This is a genomic window from Williamsia limnetica, from assembly GCF_003217475.1.
GTDB classification, from domain to species: Bacteria; Actinomycetota; Actinomycetes; order Mycobacteriales; family Mycobacteriaceae; genus Williamsia; species Williamsia limnetica.
Window position 1 is genome coordinate 312,654 of the sequence record NZ_QJSP01000006.1, and the last position, 17,511, is coordinate 330,164.

Annotated in this window: 16 protein-coding genes; 12 read left to right on the top strand and 4 right to left on the bottom strand. The window is 64.2% G+C overall.

Annotation, left to right across the window (positions count from 1 at the left end):
- Positions 1-87 precede the first annotated feature (87 nt).
- Together DFR67_RS12455 and DFR67_RS12460 are read left to right on the top strand one after the other, a co-directional pair.
- Positions 88-933, top strand: a complete 846-nt coding sequence (locus tag DFR67_RS12455) for a sulfurtransferase (protein WP_110469893.1) — start codon at positions 88-90, stop codon at positions 931-933.
- Between the two features lie 56 nt (positions 934-989).
- Positions 990-2,099 (top strand): NAD(P)/FAD-dependent oxidoreductase, encoded by a 1,110-nt coding sequence (locus tag DFR67_RS12460; RefSeq protein ID WP_110469825.1) that lies wholly within the window; start codon positions 990-992, stop codon positions 2,097-2,099.
- On the opposite strand, the gene DFR67_RS12465 is transcribed toward DFR67_RS12460, so the two are convergent.
- The 3 genes from DFR67_RS12465 to DFR67_RS12475 are packed head-to-tail and all read right to left on the bottom strand — an operon-like array spanning position 2,090 to position 4,958.
- Positions 2,090-3,766 carry an amidase gene (locus DFR67_RS12465; RefSeq protein WP_110469826.1) on the bottom strand — a complete coding sequence of 559 codons (1,677 nt, stop codon included), beginning with the start codon at positions 3,764-3,766 and terminating at the stop codon, positions 2,090-2,092. The two genes, DFR67_RS12460 and DFR67_RS12465, sit on opposite strands and share 10 nt — an antisense overlap.
- Positions 3,763-4,479: an SIMPL domain-containing protein gene (locus tag DFR67_RS12470; protein ID WP_110469827.1), complete on the bottom strand. Its 717-nt coding sequence runs from the start codon at positions 4,477-4,479 to the stop codon at positions 3,763-3,765. Before DFR67_RS12470 ends, DFR67_RS12465 begins: the two co-directional genes overlap by 4 nt.
- Complete coding sequence (locus DFR67_RS12475; RefSeq protein ID WP_110469828.1) at positions 4,476-4,958, bottom strand: cupin domain-containing protein; 483 nt, start codon at positions 4,956-4,958, stop codon at positions 4,476-4,478. The genes DFR67_RS12470 and DFR67_RS12475 overlap by 4 nt, the downstream gene beginning before the upstream one ends.
- A 73-nt stretch (positions 4,959-5,031) precedes the next feature.
- Between DFR67_RS12475 and DFR67_RS12480 the strand changes: the two genes are divergently transcribed.
- The 8 genes from DFR67_RS12480 (at position 5,032) to DFR67_RS12515 (ending at position 14,002) form a co-directional block, all read left to right on the top strand.
- A complete protein-coding gene (locus DFR67_RS12480; RefSeq protein WP_110469894.1) occupies positions 5,032-6,429 on the top strand; it encodes an acyl-CoA synthetase in 1,398 nt (465 codons plus the stop codon).
- A 100-nt stretch (positions 6,430-6,529) separates the two neighbouring features.
- A complete protein-coding gene (locus DFR67_RS12485; protein WP_110469829.1) occupies positions 6,530-6,901 on the top strand; it encodes a nuclear transport factor 2-like protein in 372 nt (123 codons plus the stop codon).
- Positions 6,902-6,957: 56 nt separating this feature from the next.
- Positions 6,958-7,944 (top strand): NAD-dependent epimerase/dehydratase family protein, encoded by a 987-nt coding sequence (locus tag DFR67_RS12490; protein ID WP_110469830.1) that lies wholly within the window; start codon positions 6,958-6,960, stop codon positions 7,942-7,944.
- 359 nt (positions 7,945-8,303) lie between these two features.
- Positions 8,304-9,443: a hypothetical protein gene (locus tag DFR67_RS12495; RefSeq protein ID WP_146240435.1), complete on the top strand. Its 1,140-nt coding sequence runs from the start codon at positions 8,304-8,306 to the stop codon at positions 9,441-9,443.
- A 98-nt stretch (positions 9,444-9,541) separates the two neighbouring features.
- On the top strand, positions 9,542-10,516 hold the full coding sequence (locus tag DFR67_RS12500) for a phosphotriesterase family protein (protein ID WP_110469832.1): 975 nt from the start codon (positions 9,542-9,544) through the stop codon (positions 10,514-10,516).
- 158 nt (positions 10,517-10,674) lie between these two features.
- Entirely contained in the window at positions 10,675-11,862 is a 1,188-nt protein-coding gene (locus tag DFR67_RS12505; protein ID WP_110469833.1) for an ATP-grasp domain-containing protein, read from the top strand.
- Positions 11,863-11,982: 120 nt separating this feature from the next.
- Positions 11,983-12,285, top strand: coding sequence for a hypothetical protein (locus tag DFR67_RS12510; protein WP_110469834.1), 303 nt, complete (start codon positions 11,983-11,985; stop codon positions 12,283-12,285).
- A 4-nt stretch (positions 12,286-12,289) separates the two neighbouring features.
- Positions 12,290-14,002: an alpha/beta hydrolase gene (locus DFR67_RS12515; protein WP_110469835.1), complete on the top strand. Its 1,713-nt coding sequence runs from the start codon at positions 12,290-12,292 to the stop codon at positions 14,000-14,002.
- A gap of 62 nt (positions 14,003-14,064) precedes the next feature.
- Here DFR67_RS12515 and DFR67_RS12520 read toward each other — a convergent pair whose 3' ends face one another.
- On the bottom strand, positions 14,065-15,222 hold the full coding sequence (locus DFR67_RS12520; protein ID WP_110469836.1) for a chymotrypsin family serine protease: 1,158 nt from the start codon (positions 15,220-15,222) through the stop codon (positions 14,065-14,067).
- 264 nt (positions 15,223-15,486) lie between these two features.
- On the opposite strand from DFR67_RS12520, the gene DFR67_RS12525 reads away from it, so the two are divergent.
- Both DFR67_RS12525 and DFR67_RS12530 read left to right on the top strand, forming a co-directional pair.
- Positions 15,487-15,936 (top strand): hypothetical protein, encoded by a 450-nt coding sequence (locus tag DFR67_RS12525; protein WP_110469837.1) that lies wholly within the window; start codon positions 15,487-15,489, stop codon positions 15,934-15,936.
- A gap of 95 nt (positions 15,937-16,031) precedes the next feature.
- The gene (locus DFR67_RS12530; protein ID WP_146240436.1) at positions 16,032-17,096 is read left to right on the top strand and encodes a hypothetical protein; all 1,065 of its coding nucleotides are present in this window, start codon (positions 16,032-16,034) and stop codon (positions 17,094-17,096) included.
- Positions 17,097-17,511 lie beyond the last annotated feature (415 nt).

The following is a 17,511-nucleotide window of genomic DNA, read 5'->3' on the forward strand; positions in this document are numbered from 1 at the left end:
CACCACTGAATCGGGCGATCCCGGCGCGATCCCATCGGTCACCGTCTGCAATCCTGACTCACGACAGTGCGACATGAGGGGGACGACATGATTCTGATCAGTGTTTCGGAGTTGGCCGAAGGCCTCGCGTCCGGGCGCCGCGACTTACGGGTACTCGATGTCCGCTGGTCATTGCCCGCGCCCGACGGCCGTGAGTCGTTCGAGGCGGGCCATATTCCCTCCGCTGTCTACGTCGACCTCGAGACGGAACTGAGTGATCACTCGGTCTCAGGCCGTGGACGTCATCCATTGCCGACAGGATCTGCACTGCAAGACTCGCTGCGACGATGGGGCGTCAACAGCGGAGATTCTGTTGTCATCTACGACGATTGGAACCGCGCGGGCTCTGCGCGTGCCTGGTGGTTGCTTCAGGCGGCGGGCATCACCGACGTCCGGATTCTCGATGGTGGCCTCGGTGCCTGGACCGCCGCCGGGCAGCTTTTGGTCGCAGGCAGTGACATTCCGCCGACCGGTGACGTGGTCGTCGCGCAGGCCGACCTCTACTCAGGATCGCTTCCCACCTTGACCGCCGAACAGGTCTCGAACTTCGGGGGCATCCTCGTCGACGCCCGAGCGCCCGAGCGCTACCGCGGTGAGGTCGAACCGGTCGACCCGGTCGCGGGCCACATTCCCGGCGCCGTCAATGTTCCTGCTACCGCAGCCCTGGACGAAAACGGATTGTTCCGGGTTGCCACCCAATTGCGTAGTCTCTTTGCCGCCGCCGGTGCAGACGGGTCGACCGCGGTTGGTGTCTACTGCGGATCCGGGGTCACTGCGGCTGTCGACCTCGTCGCCCTCCACCTCGCCGGCATCGAGGGAGCGTTGTTCCCGGGATCGTGGTCGCAATGGAGTTCGGATCCGAACAATCCCGTCGCGACAGGCTCCGACGGGTAGAGTCCGCGGGCTTGTGTCGATGTGCCGGTCGCGGCGGCCGCTCTAGAATGGCGTAGGTGCACACGTCAGACGTAGCTGTCATCGGCGCCGGCATCATCGGATTGTCGGCGGCTCACGCCCTGCAAGAGACCGGCTTGTCGGTCACCGTCTATGACAGGGGCTCACCGGGCACCGGTCAGTCGACCGGCACATCGCGGCTTTTCCGGCACGCTCACGATGACGCTCGCATGATCGATCTGGCCGTTCGGGCCCGCCTGCTGTGGGACGCCTGGTCGGCGGAGTTCGGAACAGAGTTGGTGTCGACCGACGGGGCTGTTGCGCTCGGTGAGTCCGCCGCACGCCGGTTCGTTGCACTCGGCGCGCATCCGGGCACGACGGTCCGGGCTCTCGATGCCGCCGAATTGCGCTCGGTGATGCCGGTTCTCGCTGACTACGAGGGACCTGCGATGTTCGATGAACGTGCCGGTGCAATTCGTACTCACGCAGCCATCGATGCGTTGGCAGGCAAGCTGAGAGGGTCGCTGATCATCGATCCGGTCCTGGCCATCCGCCCGCTCGGTACCGGCGGGGTAGAAGTGCGGACCGGCGCGAACGTCAGCTCCCATGGCGCGGTGGTGGTGTGTGCAGGTCAGGGGACAGCAGCTCTGGCGGCTGCCGCGGGGATCTCCGTGCCTGTCCGCGTGACAGCACATGCGCGATCTTCGTTCCGGGTGCGCGAGCCGGGCCTGACGACCCTCCCGAATTTGCAGGACGGCAGCGGCGCGTTCGGCGAGACCGGGGTGTACGCCGCCGCCTACCCGGACCGGTCGGCCATGGGGCTGGGCACGTCCGCGGAGGTCGCGCCCAACGAGTTCGGGGGCGTGTCAGATCCGGGCATGCTTGCGGCAGTGGCGGATCAAGCGGCAGCGTACGTGTCGAGAGCTCTACCCGGCCTAGACCCCGAGCCCATCGGCTACGTCCACTGCTGGGTGACCACGCTGCCGTGGGGCGACGACGGCGTCGCCATCTGGCAGGCCGACAACACGTTCTTCTTGATGGGCCACAACCTCTTCAAGCATGCGCCGGTGCTCGGCGAAGCCCTCGCGCAGTCGGTGACCGAGTCGGCGGTACCAGAACTCTTCAGGCCGGAGTCGATGCTGGGGGCGTCTGACACCGATCAGGCCTGAGGCAACTCCGGTGTCCGCGGCGGCACCGGCCGACGATCGGCCGATCCCTCGAACGCCGACGCCATCGCGAGTAGGTGGTTGTCGTCATACGCCCGCCCGGCGAACGTAAGGCCGACCGGCATCTGTGTGTCCACCATCAGTCCCATCGGCACGGTGACCGTCGGGATGCCGAAGTGCCGGATGGCGAGATTGCCGTTGGAGTACCGCACCCCGTTGGCCCACGCGATGTCTGCAGAGGCCGGATTGACATCCGAATCGGCGGGCCCCACGTCGGACTGCGTAGGAAAGACAACCGCGTCGAAACCATTGGCGTCCAGCCAATCCTCGTAGTCGGCCCTCCTGGTCTCCTCGAGCCCGGTCAGCGCCCACTTCAGGTTCGGTATGTCCTCGAGCGCCGGGACGCCCTTCTTGGCTCGCTCGACCGTCACCGAGAAGTCCTCGTCTTCGACGTCGTAGCGGTCGGGTAAGGCACCGGGTGGAAGCGGAAAAATCTGTGGCCCATCGACATCGGCGAGTGCATGGAGGGTCGGATCACCGTTGGCGTCGAGGAAGTCGTGCCAGCCCCACATCATCAGCACGCCCATCTCCCACGAGTAGTAGTCGTCGGGCACCAGTCCGCGACTGACCATGTTGTGGGCGCCCTCGCGATCTTCCTCGTGGTTCTCGACGACCGGGAAATCGCTCTCGACCACAGTGGCACCGAGCGCCTCGAGATGGGCACGCGCGCTGTTCCAGAGGTCGATGATGGATTGCCTGGTGCGTATCGGATCCTTACCGGTGTCGTCGAGGTTGATGTACATCCGGGGGACGGCGATCGTCTTACCTTGCAGTGCTGTGGAGTTGGCCACCGCGCGGTAGTCATCCGGACGAAGTGCGGACGCCTTCGGGATGGCGACATGTCGCTGCATGCGCCAGAAATCCCCTCGCGTCCTGTCATCGTCCGCGACAATGACATCGAGCAGTTGTAACATGTCGTCGACTGTCCGGGTATGTGGGACAACGACATCCATCGTTCCGTAGAGAGGCCAGTTGCCGCGCATCGAGATGACGCCACGGGAAGGCGTGTATGCGACCAGGCCGTTGTGCGACGCCGGGGCACGCCCCGACGACCACGTCTCCTCGCCCAGGCCGAAGGCCGCGAAGCTCGCCGCGGTGGCCGTGCCGGAACCGTTCGAAGAGCCCGACCCGAACGACGAGGTGAGATAGTCTGCGTTGTAGGGGCTTTCAGCGCGGCCATATACCCCACGCTGCATGCCGCCGGCCGCCATCGGGGGCATGTTGGTCAATCCGAGGCAGATCGCACCGCCGGCCCGCAACCGGGAGATCACGAAGGCGTCGTCACCTGCCACCAGATCCGCGAACGCGGGGGAGCCGGCGGCAACGGTCAGTCCGCGCACCTTGTAGCTGTCCTTGGCGGTGTACGGAATGCCGTCGAGAGGACCGAGCAGCGTGCCTTGCCCGCGCCGCTGATCCGACGCCCGCGCCTCGGCGATCGCGTCAGGGTTCATCACCACCACGGCGTTCAGCTTGATCCCGCCGTGGTCGTAGTGCTCGATCCGGTCGAGATACCGCTGGACGAGGTCGACGCTGGTCACTTCACCGGAGTCCAAGGCCCTACGCAGATCAGCGATGGACGTTTCGACGACACTGAATCCTGCGTTGCTCATGAATCTTGCTCCCTACCTGGGCGGATCGCTTCGAACCGCGCCTCGACGTCGGCCGAGACCGTGATCCGGTCGGGCGTCAGCTCGATCATCGGGATCTCGTCCGAGGGCAGAGCCGACATCGCCCGTGCGGCGGGGATCCCGCCCGGAGCCGACAGGTACTGCTGACCGCCGGTGGACAGGCCGAGCATGCCCGGATCCGCGATGGCGATGGCGTGGAACTCGCTGTAGCCCAGACCTTGCGTGTATTCCTGGGCCTTGGCGAGGGCATCCTGCACGGCCAGGTCACGGACGTGGGCGGTCTTCTTTGCCTCGACCTTTCGGGTGAGCCACCACTGCAGATGGCCCACGCTGACCGCCTCGACATCAGCCACCTCGTCGATGAAGGGTCCCAGGGCTGCGAAGTCCTTGAACGTGACCGTTGCCGACGCCGACGACCGGTAAACCCACGGTCGCTGCTTGCCGTCGCGGTGATAGGGCCGGGATCTGCTGTGCTGTATCTGATCGAGGGACCACCGCGCGACCGGGCTGCGAGGTTGTTCGACCAGGGCCGTCACCGCATCGGTGATGCTCACCGCGGCAGCGGTCACCTGATCGGCGGCGGCCTGTCGATCGGAGCCGTCGGCATGAAGGCCCAGATGCACCGTGCATCGGTTGGGCGAGTAGTGCCGTTGGGCGCTACCGCTGACGGTGATCGTGACCGTGCGACCGGTCATGACGGGTCCTCGTCCAGCGCGTACAACTCCGGCAGGTTGACGACGATCGCCTCCTGCGTGCTGCGCGCGATCACCACCACCGCGGGATGATCCGGATCCGGGTTCTCTTCGCGGTGAGGCACATACGGCGGCACGAAGATGTAGTCGCCGGGTTCGGTGCTGATCCGTACTTCCTCGGCACCGTCGTGAAAGACGAACTCCGGGTGTCCGCTACGGATGAAGATCGCGGTTTCCGATTCGCCGTGACGATGGTTTGCCGAGGCGGTGTCCGGTGCGACGTGGGTCTCGCCCATCCACAGCTTTTCCGACCCGACTGTCTCACCACTGATCGCCGCGAGTCGCCGCATCCCATAGGTCTGCGCGGTGTCGCCGGTCACGGCGGATGCCCTGACGTGATGCAGCCGGGACCGAAGCGACTGCCGGCCGTACTCGACACCGGTCGTCTCGAGATCAGGATGGAATCCGTCGTGTTGGCTCATGGCAACGATTCTGCCTGTGAACACCCGTCACGAGTGCGATGTGCAGAAACGATGTGAGAAAGTGGTCCATGTGCTGCTGTTTCCGTCGTTGACCCAATCCGCCCTCGCGAACGGAGCGGACAAGTCCGCGGTCGTCACGGTCGGCGACGTCACCCTCTCGCGCAGCGATCTGATCGGTGCGGCCACCTCGGTCGCCGAACGCATCCGCGGCGCTCGACGGATCGCAATCCTGGCCGAGCCCACGGCACAGACCGTGGTCGCGGTGGTGGGTGCGCTCATCGCGGGCGTGGTGATCGTTCCCGTCCCACCTGACACCGGTACCGCCGAACGTCAGCACATGCTCGACGACTCAGGGGCACAGGCCTGGCTCGGTGCCGCACCCGACGAGCCCACTCTGCCTGTGCTCCCGGTCCGGATGTTCGCCCGGTCGTGGCACAGCCACCCCGAACCGCATCCGGACTCGGCTGCGTTCATCCTCTACACCTCCGGTACCACCGGACTGCCCAAAGGCGTCCCGATGACCCGGCGCGCGATCGCCGCCGGACTCGACGCCCTTGCCGACGCCTGGGCCTGGACGTCCGATGACGTTCTGGTGCACGGGCTTCCGTTGTTCCACGTCCATGGCCTCATTCTCGGGCTCCTGGGGCCGCTGCGGGTCGGCGGCTCGGTGATCCACACCGTCAAACCCACCCCAGCGAACTACGCGGCGGCGCGGGGCACCCTGTACTTCGGTGTGCCCACCGTCTGGACCCGTATCGCGGCAGACGCAGACGCCGCCCGCGCACTGAGCTCTGCCCGGCTGCTCGTCTCGGGTAGCGCGCCCCTACCCGTCCCGGTGTTCGACACCATCGAACAGCTGACCGGGCACCAGATCGTCGAGCGCTACGGCATGACCGAAACCTTGATCACGATAAGTACCCGCGCAGACGGCGAACGCCGACCCGGTTGGGTCGGGTTGCCGGTGGCCGGTGTCGAGACCAGGCTCCGCGCAGATGACGGCACCGATGTACCCCACGACGGCGAAACCATCGGTGAACTGCAGATTCGCGGCCCGATGCTGTCGCAGGGCTATTTGGGTCGGCCCGAGGCGACGGCCGAGTCATGGCTTGACGATGGCTGGTTCGTCACCGGCGACGTCGCCGTCATCGACGCCGGCGGCATGCATCGGATCGTCGGCCGTTCGTCCATCGACCTCATCAAGTCCGGGGGCTACCGAATCGGCGCGGGTGAGATCGAGACGGTGTTGCTCGGACACCCGAGCGTGCGTGAGGTGGCCGTGGTCGGTGTTCCCGACGACGATCTCGGCCAGCGCATCGTCGCCGTGGTGGTCGGAGACGACATCGATGAGGCGCTGCTCATCGACCTGGTGGCCACCGAGCTGTCGAATCACAAACGGCCCAGGGAAATCCGGGTTGTCGACGAGTTGCCACGCAACGCCATGGGCAAGGTTCAGAAGAAGCTGCTCCTCTAGCACTCAAGTGCCCGAGTGACGAGCCCGAAAGTCTGTTCTGCGCGTGCTAGGCGTCCTGTGCCGTTAGCGTGGGGGGACCCGTGACGAGGAGGTCGAGGATATGCACGCATTCCGTTCTGCAGTCGAGTCGAACAAGGTCGACGACATCGCATCTCTGCTGGATGAGAAGGTGACGTTCAACAGCCCGGTGGCGTTCAAATCTTTTGACGGTCGCGAGACGGTAGCGTTCGTCCTGCAGACCGCATTCGAGACCTTCGAAGACTTTGAGTATGTGCGAGAACTGGATTCGCCACTCGACGGTTATACCGGTCTGGTGTTCAAGGCCAAAGTCGATGGACTCGACATCGAGGGCTGTGACTTCATCCATGAGACTCCTGACCGTTTGATCGACGAGTTCACCGTGATGTTGCGGCCGATGAAGGCGACCCAGGCTTTCGCGGAGAAGATGGGCGCCAAACTCACGCAGAAGTGACCAGCAGGTCGGCTGGGCGCGCATGATTGGACCGTGATCTGGGTACGTCCCGCAGCATGGGTCTCACAGTTGCGGTCACCGGTCCGACGGGTGAAATAGGAATTTCTGCCGTCACTGCTCTCGAGGCGGACCCAGGGGTCGATCGAGTGCTCGGGATGGCGCGGCGCGAATTCGACCCCGCGGCCCACGGGTGGACGAAGACCGAGTACCGGCAGGGCGACATCCTCGACACCGATGCGGTGCAGGCGCTGGTCAGCGAGGCTGACGTCGTCGTCCACCTCGCTTTCCTGGTTCTCGGGTCGAGGAAAGAAGGCCAGCGTGTCAACCTCCAGGGGACCAGGAATGTCTTCGAGGCGACCGTGGCGGCGCAGCGGCCCACGCGCATCGTCTACACCTCGTCGGTTGCGGCGTACGGGTACTACGCCGACAACCCGGTGCCGTTGACCGAGGACACACCCGTCCGTGGATCGAGCGAGCACTATTACTCCGAGCAGAAGGCCGAGGTCGAGGCTGCGGTCGCCGACATCGTCGACGGCACAGATCTGGCGGTCTACATTCTGCGGCCGTGCATCGTCGCCGGCCCGAAGGCGACGGCATTGGCCGACGTCATGCCCTGGAATTGGTTTCCTGGCGTCGTCCGTAAGGCGGCGGGTGCGGTGCCCGGCCTGAAGATGCCGATCCCGGACCCCGGCACTCCGGTACAACTGGTCCACCATGACGATGTTGCCGCCGCAATTGCCCTGTGTGCCACCACCGATGCACCCCCGGGGGCCTACAACATCGCCGGGACCGGCACGGTCTCGATCTCGGACGTCGCATCTGCTCTGGGTGGTCGGCCGGTGAAGGTCCCGTCGGCCACGGTGACCGTCGCCGCGGAGGTGATCAAACGGTTGCCGAGGGTCCCGTCGGACGCCGAATGGATACACATAGGCAAGACGTCCGTGGTGATGGATATTTCCAAGGCCACAGATCAATTGGGCTGGACGCCGAAGTACTCGTCCACCGAGACGCTGGAGGCGTTGGCGGCAGGAGTCGGCAAGTAGGCGTTGTTCACCTGTTCGACGCGATCATCGATCGATTCTGCTCACCGAATAAAAGGTGGGCGCGATCAACCCCTTCATAAGCATTGTTACGTTTTGGACGCTTGGTGAGAAACGAAATGTGTTCCGCCCGAATTAGTCCCGCTAACGATGGTTGTATTTCTCTTGACCAAGGTGCATTATCAGTTACCTACTGAAGAGTAGGGTTCGGCCGCAATCACAGTCACCCGAGTTGGTGACGCTCTTGTGCGGAACCCGATTGTGTAGATGCTGCGCCAGGTGAGGGGTTTTCGCAGCGCCTACCCACTCGGGTTCCTGCCGGCTTTCGTTCGATAACACGCCTGGCATTTACCATTCGGGGTGTGATGGCATCGAACAAGGGCAACAACCGCAAGCGTCGCGCCGACAAGCAGAAGGCTCGCGACCAGCGTCGTGCCTCGTCGAGAACAGAATTCGTACTCAATCCGACGTTGGAAAAAGCGTTCATCGACTGGCTTCCGGAATCCGAGTTCGCGGATGAAATGACCCCTGAGCAGGCGGTCGGCGGAATCGGACCGGTGCTGGGGATGATCGCCCACGGTAATCCGCGTTTCAGTGCGACGGCGTGGACAATGGCCGATCTCGACGTGTTCGCGGCTTTCCTCGACGACGTGGAAGCGAACGGGTCAGAGGTCGATCTCCAGGTTTCCGACGGTCTGCAGCTCGCCGCCATGGCGTGGCTGCACTTCCTCGACAAGACCGACCGGTGGACGGGCACCGATGCGAATTGGGATTACTGCACGGGCATGCTGGGGTTCGATCGGCTTGATGTCCCACCGATTCGGACACCGTCGATGATCGAACTCGATCTGGTGGAACCTGAGGTCGAAAGCGAGGCGCTGGGCGCTCTGCCCCTGATGGCGCGCCTGACGACCGTGCTCGAATGGGTCGGCGCCGGGGTTGACGTGACGGAGTCCGGTGCGCTGTCCGTAGACGACACCGTCGAACTGGCTGCCGAACTCGGGTTCGACATCGGCGACCGTCCCGACTCGATGTACGACCTGTCCGGGGTTGCCATCCCGTGGACGGTGCTGACATCGGTGGGGCTTGTCGCCGTCGAAGGTCAGCGGGCGGCGGCGACCGACCGCGCGACGCTGTGGTCGGACGGCGATCTCCAGGTGCGGCGCGAGACGCTGACCGAAACCATCGGAGCGGAGTTGATGGACTACCTGTCGACGGACATCTCCAGGGACGGCGGCTTCATCGTCCTGCAACTGCTCCTTGCCGGAATGACTGACGAGCCACTGTCGCCGGTCGATCCTGTGGACGACGAGTATGACGACCAACAGACGGTCTTCGCGAAGACATTCGCGAGCGTGCTTGCGAGACGCTTTGTCGATGACGGCTACTTCGTGCTGGTCGACGGTTTACTGGAGGTTCCGGCGCCGCTGCGTCCGGCCATCCTCGCGGGTATCCCTGATCTGAGTGACGACGACGAGTTCGCCGACCTCGACGACGTCTAGGTTCTCGACGCCAGGTCGTCGAACCGATCTCCTCGGCTGCGCCGCTGCGCCACCATGAAAGGTGGGGCGTCACCCCCGACGCCCGGTGAGGAGCAGGTGTGTCGACTGTCGAAACCGTTCGAGGCCCCGTGGACAGCGCCGATCTCGGGAGCACGCTCATGCACGAGCACGTCTTCGTACTGGGGGAGGAGATGCGGCAGAACTATCCCGACTATCCGAACTCCTGGGACGAGGAGCGCCGCGTCGAGGATGCGATCCAGAAGCTGTCCGAGCTGCCGTCGCGCGGGATTCGTACCATCGTCGATCCGACGGTCATCGGATTGGGTCGCTATATTCCTCGTTTGCAGAGGATCAACGCCGAGGTTGATCTGAACATCATCGTCGCCACCGGCATCTACACCTACAACGAGATTCCGTTCCAATTCCATTACATGGGACCGGGTTTGCTCTTCGACGCGCCTGAGCCCATGGTGGAGCTGTTCGTCAAGGACATCCGGGAGGGTATCGCGGACACAGGTGTGAAGGCGGCATTTCTCAAGTGCGCCATCGAGGAGCAGGGCCTGACTCCCGGTGTCGAGCGGGTGATGCGGGCGGTTGGCGCTGCTCAGGCCGAGACGAAAGTGCCCATCACCGTGCACACCAATCCCCATACCGGGTCGGGACTTGTGGCGCAGCGGGTCTTGAAAGAAGAGGGCGCCGACCTGACGAAGGTCGTGATCGGCCACTCCGGCGACACCACCGACCTCGACTACCTCTGCAAGATCGCTGACGCCGGGTCGTATCTCGGGATGGACCGATTCGGCTTGGATGTGTTGCTGCCCTTTGAACAACGCGTCGACACAGTCGCCGAGATGGTGCGCCGAGGATATGCAGAAAAGATGGTGCTGGCCCACGACGCTTCGTGTTTCATCGACTGGTTCGACGAACACGCCAAAGCCGCGGCGGTGCCGAACTGGATCTTCACCCACATCAGCGACGACGTATTACCTGCACTACGCGAGCGTGGGGTGTCGACCGAACAGATGACCACCATGCTCGTCGACAATCCGCGGCGGTACTTCGAGGCGACGTAGCCGGAAACCACACCATTTTCGGCCCCATAAGAGGGTGCCGAGGGAAATGTGCCCTTGGGCCCGCGTGCGGGGGCTGAATGTGGTGCGCTACGACACGGTCGGCGCAAAATCGATCGGCGCGAGGCAGCTCAGAGAGGGTTCCGTAGGATCTGCAGGTCATGAGCACGTCTGAGCCGCGGATTCTCGCCACCACATCGCGCATGCCGTTCGCGGTGGACGAGATTCGCAAACTGGGCGAAACTGGCCGGGACGTGACGGCGGTGGACACCTTCAAGGCGTCGCCGGGTAGCCATTCGCGGGGAGCGGCACGGCATTCCGAGGTGCCCGCGCCCGCGCAGAACCCCTCCGCGTTCATCGCTGCCGTCGACGAGTTGATCGACAAGCACCGGATCAACTGGCTGATCCCCATGTTCGAGGAAGTCTTCTACCTGGCGGCATACAGAGAGCAATTCGCCGGACGGGCAGAGTTGTTCTTCCCATCGTTCGAGACCTTGGCGCAGGTGCACGACAAGGTGACCTTCAGCGATTTGTGCGAATCGCTCGGCCTACCCGTGGCGCAGTCGGTGACTGCGACCTCGAATGCCGAGATCCGGCAAGCTGTCGAGAAGTGGGACCACTGGTTCGCGCGCGCCGCATACGGGCGCGGTGGCCTCGACGTCATCACCAACACCGGTCCACTCGCCGGGGAGTCCAGTCTCGACGACATCGAGCCGACACCCGCCGAACCCTGGCTCGTGCAGGAGTACCTGAAGGGCGTCGACCGCTGCAGCTGGAGCGTGGTCCACCACGGCGAGGTGGTGTTGCATTCCTGCTACGAACATCCGCTCACCATCGATGACCGTGGCGGCATCATCTTCGAATCGGTGGACTCACCCGAGTCGCTGCATGCGGCGCAGACCATTGCGCGCGAACTCAACTGGCATGGCCAGCTGAGCTTTGACTACCTCGTCACCGAGGACGGCGTGCATCACATGGTCGAATGCAATCCCCGCCCTACATCGGGCTGTACCGTCGCGACTGCCGCGGAGTTCGACGCTGCGCTGTTCGGGCCGCGACCGCAAGCTCCGGTGGTGGTACCCGCCGGGCGAAAACGGTCGATCAAGGTCGCTGTCCTCCGGGACGCGCTGCTGCACCCGAGCCGGGCCCGGGCCAACCTGCGCGCCGCGCACGGCGCGAGCGACGTCTACGGACCCAAGCACGATCATCTGCCGCTGCTCTATACAGCGTTGTCCCTACAGCACGTGCTGCGATACCGGAAAGCGTTGGGAGTCGACCGCAATACGCGCGAGCAACTCGTGGCGTCGCAGTTCTTCGACGTGTCGTGGAACGGTGCGCCGATTCGCTGACTTGTCCACAGAGTTGCCGGCGATCCACAGACCTTCTCTTCGCGCCTCGGTAAACCCTCATGCCGACTCGGCCGCGTCCTAGCGTCAACCTCGAACACTCGAGGATCTGGGGGAACTGAGATGGCACCGGTACTGAGGGCGGATCTCGAGGCAATCCGCACGCTTGCAACAGATCTCGGCAATGCCGCGACCGATATCCGCGGCATCGATGTGAACCGCACGTTCGCGGGCTTGCTCGCGGGCCTGAAGGGCTCCGATGTGGCCGCCGCGTTGACGACAGCGGAGATCCAGATCGAAGCGGCATTGACAGCAGTCGCGACGCGAGTGGACGCGCTGGCGCAGAAGAACAAGGAGGCGGCACGGACTGTCGGAATCACCGACGAGCAGTATGCCGACTCGATCAGCGGCCTGCTGAAGCTGTGAGCCGGTGAGCAAACCCACTGTGTCCCAGGCGCGTACCTGGGCGTCCAACGCGCACTTCCTGGCCACGACAGCGACCGGGATCGACACCGCGGTCGACACCTTCGACACCGCCATGAACGACATCGCCACATCGGTGGCGACGACCATGGACAGTTGGCGAGGAGATGCTGCCGAAGCCTCCCAGGCGCAATCGGATTCGGAGAAGCAAGCGAGCAATCGGCTCGCGATCACAATTCTCGACATCGCCGACGCCATCACTCGGCTGGGACCGGACGTCCTCCATTCGACCGAGGTCGTCCGCAACTGGGCAGACAGCATCATCGACGCGGGATTTCTCGTCTCCGAGGACGGCAGCGTGGCAGCGCCGGCCGACTCTTGTCCAGGGCATCCGAGAGAAATACCAGCCGATATGGAGTACGAAGACGCCCGCGCCTTCGCTGCTCGCAGGGCGGCCGAGTACCAGTCCTACCTGACAGGCGCACTGGCGACCGCGGGCAGCGCGGATGCGATCTTGGCCGCCGAGATCACCACAACCTTGGGCGAACTCCTTCAGAATGCCGACCGGGCCACCACCGTGGTCCCGCTCGGTCCTGCAGTCCGGGACATCCTTGCCGGCCGCAGCCGATTGCCCGCGGATCCGCAGGCACTGAATGAGTTCTGGGACAGCTTGACCTCGGCCGAGAAGGCGGCGCTGTGGGATCACAATCGAGCGATCGGGGGCATGGACGGAATCCCGGTGGCCGATCGTGACCACTTCAACCGCAGGTATCTCGGCGAGCTGCAGAACGATGCGCGCGGCAAGGTCATCGAGCTCGAAGGCCTCAAACCGGACCCCGCCGAGTATCCGACCCGAAACGGGCCAGGTGAGCAGGGGAACCCGAGCGGCTACCGCCGGCGTCTCGAGGACTGGCAGCGACTCCACGATTCGGCGACAGCTGACCTGGCGGCACTGATCGGACTGCAGAACACCGTGACGGGGCAACCGGGCGCCAAGAAGCGCCACCTGATGCTGATCGATCGCAAAGGCCTTGCCGCGGTTGCGGTCAACAACCCCGACACGGCCGACAACGTCGCCACGTACGTGCCCGGCACCGGCGCGAATCTCGCGGGGATCGGTGGCGGAGTCGACCGGGCCGAGAAGATGGTGCAGTCCGCCGCGGATGTCGACGAGTCCGCGCAGACGGCGGTGGTCACCTGGTTCGGTTACGACGCGCCGCCGAATCTCATCGAGGCAGGGGCCGGCGTGTACGCCGCCCGAGGCGCCGACCCGTTGGCGAAGTTCCAAGACGGATTGCGAGCGACCCACGAGGGTGCGGGCCGATCGCACAACACGATCATCAGCCACAGCTACGGCACGGTCGTCGCTGCCGAGGCGGCGTCGGGGCGACGTGCATTGAATGTCGACGACGTTGTGTTCGTCGCCAGTCCCGGGCTCGGTGGACCCGATGACGTGGGAGATCTGAACCTCGCCGGTCCCGACGACCGCGCCAACTCGCGGCGAGTATGGGCGACGGTGTCCACCGACGACGTGATCAACCTCATCGAGGTGGTGCACGGGGCTGACCCGCATGACGGTGGTTTCGGCGCACAGGTATTCGCGTCGGAGCGAGGACCGGGCGTGAGTCTCGAGGCGCACAGCAACTACTGGGACGAGAACTCGGTGTCGTTGCTCAACATGGGCCGCATCATCGCGCGGAAGTATGCGGATGTGCAGTGATGCGGAAGCTCTCCGGTCGTGGTGCTTTGCGTGGGCCGGAGAAGACCGGCCGGGAAGCGGCACTAGTGCTCGGTGCTCGTGTGTCCCTCCAACTTGCGTTGGATGGTCCTGGTGGTACCGCCAAGGGTGACCGTGGCCGCGAGATGTTCGATCCCTGGTTTGCGCGCGGTGGACGTGCCGATTCGCCAGGTCCATTCGACCCAGCCCGTACCGTCGGAGCGTTTGGGTGCCAAGCCTGATGCACTGCTGCGTCGTCCGCTGGGGTACCGGATCTCGACCGAGCACTCGGCGTTGGGCGCCGTTCGTGCCAGCACCCTGCAAGTGCCGCCGATCCACGCGGTACTCACCGCAAGACCGTCGAAGATGAGGACCTTGAGTTTCGAGGTGACGGCATTCATTCGAATGGCGGTGGCACGTTCGGTTCCGCCGGCGACCGATTCGTCGTTGCCCGCTCGATGAAGGCCGACAGCGAGACTGTCCGAGCGGTTGATCCAGACGGAACCGGAGTCGCCGCCGAGGCTGATCTCCGGCATGGCCGGGTCGTCGGGAACGATCGTGAAGGTGGTGGCGGTGACCCCGTCGACGACACCCCAGGTGACCCCGGTGTTGAGGCCCGATTTGATGACCTTGGCTCCCAGCCGTGGTTCGCTCTGGCCACTCGCGGAGCCGAGTTCATGGAGGTCGAGCGACCAGGTGCGCCCGCCGAGCACACAGACGGCGCAATCGAGCGCCTTGTCGTATCGGAGCACACCGCCCATGAGGTCGGCTCCCGACGGTTGGGCCATGACGTCAGCCGGCATCGCCGGGTTTCGTAGCATGACATGCCAATTGGATAATGCGAGGGGCTGCAGGCTGTCGCGGTCGAAGACGATCATGCCCAAGGTGCCGGCCGAAGTCTTCGACGTGTTCATCATCTGCACGCCGCCTCGGACGGGATCGAAGCGGTCGGTGCGGGCGATGTGAGGTGTGGGGTTGTAGGTGATGACATCGACCGGGGTGCCGTCGATCTCTTCGGGAACCCGTTCGGCGCGTTTGAGTTCGGTCGTCGGCTTCTTCTCTGTGACGTGAACGCGCAGCGCGAGCCGGCCGGTGGGGCAGCCGTCGGCGTACTCGAATCCGACGTCGACGTTGTGCACGTTGGGGAGAGCGGACAGAGACTTCCGGTGCTTGCGCAGGGCCTTTTCCAGCCGCGCCTGTTCGTCTGCCGAGATCTCGTCCATGTGGCCACCTCTGGCTCTCGCGGTTGATCCGATGTACGATTGTGCGCCGTTCGATACAGATTTCGCTTGGGTAGTCGACTACCTGTTTTCGCTGCTCCCGCTCACTGTTCTCGGTCCCGCTCGCTCCACGGAGCGAGCGGGACCAAGTTTTGCGAGCGGGACGTTATCGCCGACGGGTGATGCTGCGAACGTTCCTGTCGGTACCCGGCGCTATGTTGTGTTCGGAAGCATGTTGTGTTCGGAAGCGACGAGAGGAGGACCACGATGGATGAACCCGACAAGAAGTCGGACGTGCACGAGTGGTCCGACATGGCTGCTTGGCTCGTCGAGTCTTTGACGGACAAGCCGGTCGGCTTCATCCTCGAGATGGGGCCCAGCGGCTACATCGACTACGACGATGACCACGAGGACGAGGTCGTCTGTGCGCAAGTTCAGATGCTGGCCGACGGCGTGATGATGCTGCGGCGATCCCGCTCCGTACTCGGTCACCTGCTGATCGCCGACTACTCCTCGGACAAGCTGCCGCTCAACAAGTGGCTGTACAACGACAACTTCGATGACTGCACCGACGGCTACCTGTTCAGTCGTGACCCGGAGCTGCTCGCCGACATCTGTGTGACCTGGTTCCGGGACAACTGGGCGACCGAGTCCACCGACGCCCTCGGCTGCGAATATCGCTACCCCGACGATCTGCTACCTCCCGACGACGACTGAGCGCGGCCCACCTCTTCCTGGCGCGCAGTCTCTGCCGGCGACTCAGACTCGTCGGCAGCTGCAAACTGCCGAAGTACTGCTCGCAAGGAGCGCTCATGGAATTGCTGATGCATGCAATGTGCAGGGCAACAGTCGAATTGCCGGGACCGGTTATCGGGTGGATGGCCGCCACGGCCCACCCCCTGTTTCAGCCGTGGCGTGATCTGCTGCGCCGATCCGACCTCACCGACCAGCAGGCCTGGGACTGCCTGTGGCGCGACGACGCGCTGATCAAATCGGCGTTGAAGATCCCCGGTAAGTGGTCTGCCAATGCAACGTCGGACCAACTCGCCGCCACGGTCTCGCTGTACCTGTCCCGACCCGAGGTGCCGGCCGGACGGATAACTTTGCTGCGCACCAGGCTCGATCCCGATCAATTACGTCGCATAGATCTGCTGCGGTACGTGACCAAGCTCGGCGCCAGTGACCTGGTGTGCCGGGAGATCGTCGGCGAACCGCCGCGGGGATCGTCCCGTGAGGATCACGTGGGTCCGCGCGAGCTGGCGTTGATCGAGAGATACCGCAGAGTTGCCGCGGAGCAAGCCGCCGAGCGAGAGAGCAAGACCAGGCATATAGAGAGGCAGATCATCCGAGAGGACGGGCTGATCGCTCGGGCGGCAAAGGCGCGGACGCTCGAGCGGGTCGATCAGTTGAGAACACTCCGGGCCTGCCTGTTCGGGATGGGGAGTGCGGCTGCTCGCCCGCAAGACGCCGACTTCAACACTGCGACCTACCTGCTGGAGCTCGGCCGTGTCGCCTCAACCTCCGGGCATGCCGACCCCGGGCTGGGTGAGGCGTTGTCGGCGCTGCGCCCGATCCTGCGGGCGTATGTCAACCCCGGCTACACGACACCGCGGAGTCCGGTCACCAACCGACTCCTGGTCTTCGGGGAAGCCGGAGCCGCACCACTGGGTAGCTCCATCAACGATGAAGAAGGCGACTACCTCGATCGCAGGTTCGGATCCAGCGTGAGCAAGTACCAGGCCCTGGCAAACATCGTCGGACACAACCGCGATGTGCCACTGCGGGAGCTCTGTGACCGAGTCGACGCCGCCGAGCTGGCCAGACACAAGTGGATCATCGAAAAGGCGCAGCGAGCAGAGCCCCATCAGTGGAAGTAGCGAGAAGGCAGATGGAGGATCGCACCCGAAACGGGCGGCATCGCGACGTTGCCTCCCGGACAAGCTGCCGCAACACGCCGTTAACCAGGCGATTTGACTCCTGGCACGGTAGTCCCGTAACTTTCTTCAAGTCAGCGAGTGAGGCGCCGGAGAGCGAGAGTCCGGAGCGGCCCTAACACCGACAGGAAGTTTCCTGAAGGAACAACGCTGGCCGCCCACGACAGTTACGAGTCCACTTCAGTGTGGAGCGTATTGTCGCGGAGACAACAAAATATCTTTGCCGGGATGGCGCTGCGTGTGTGGTGTCGAAGTCGGTGGGGGTGTGTTCTTTGAGAACTCGATAGTGTGTCGATGGATTGTTAGTGCCACTTTAGGTGCTGCGTTCTGTCACGGTGACGAAGCCTTCCTGTGTGGG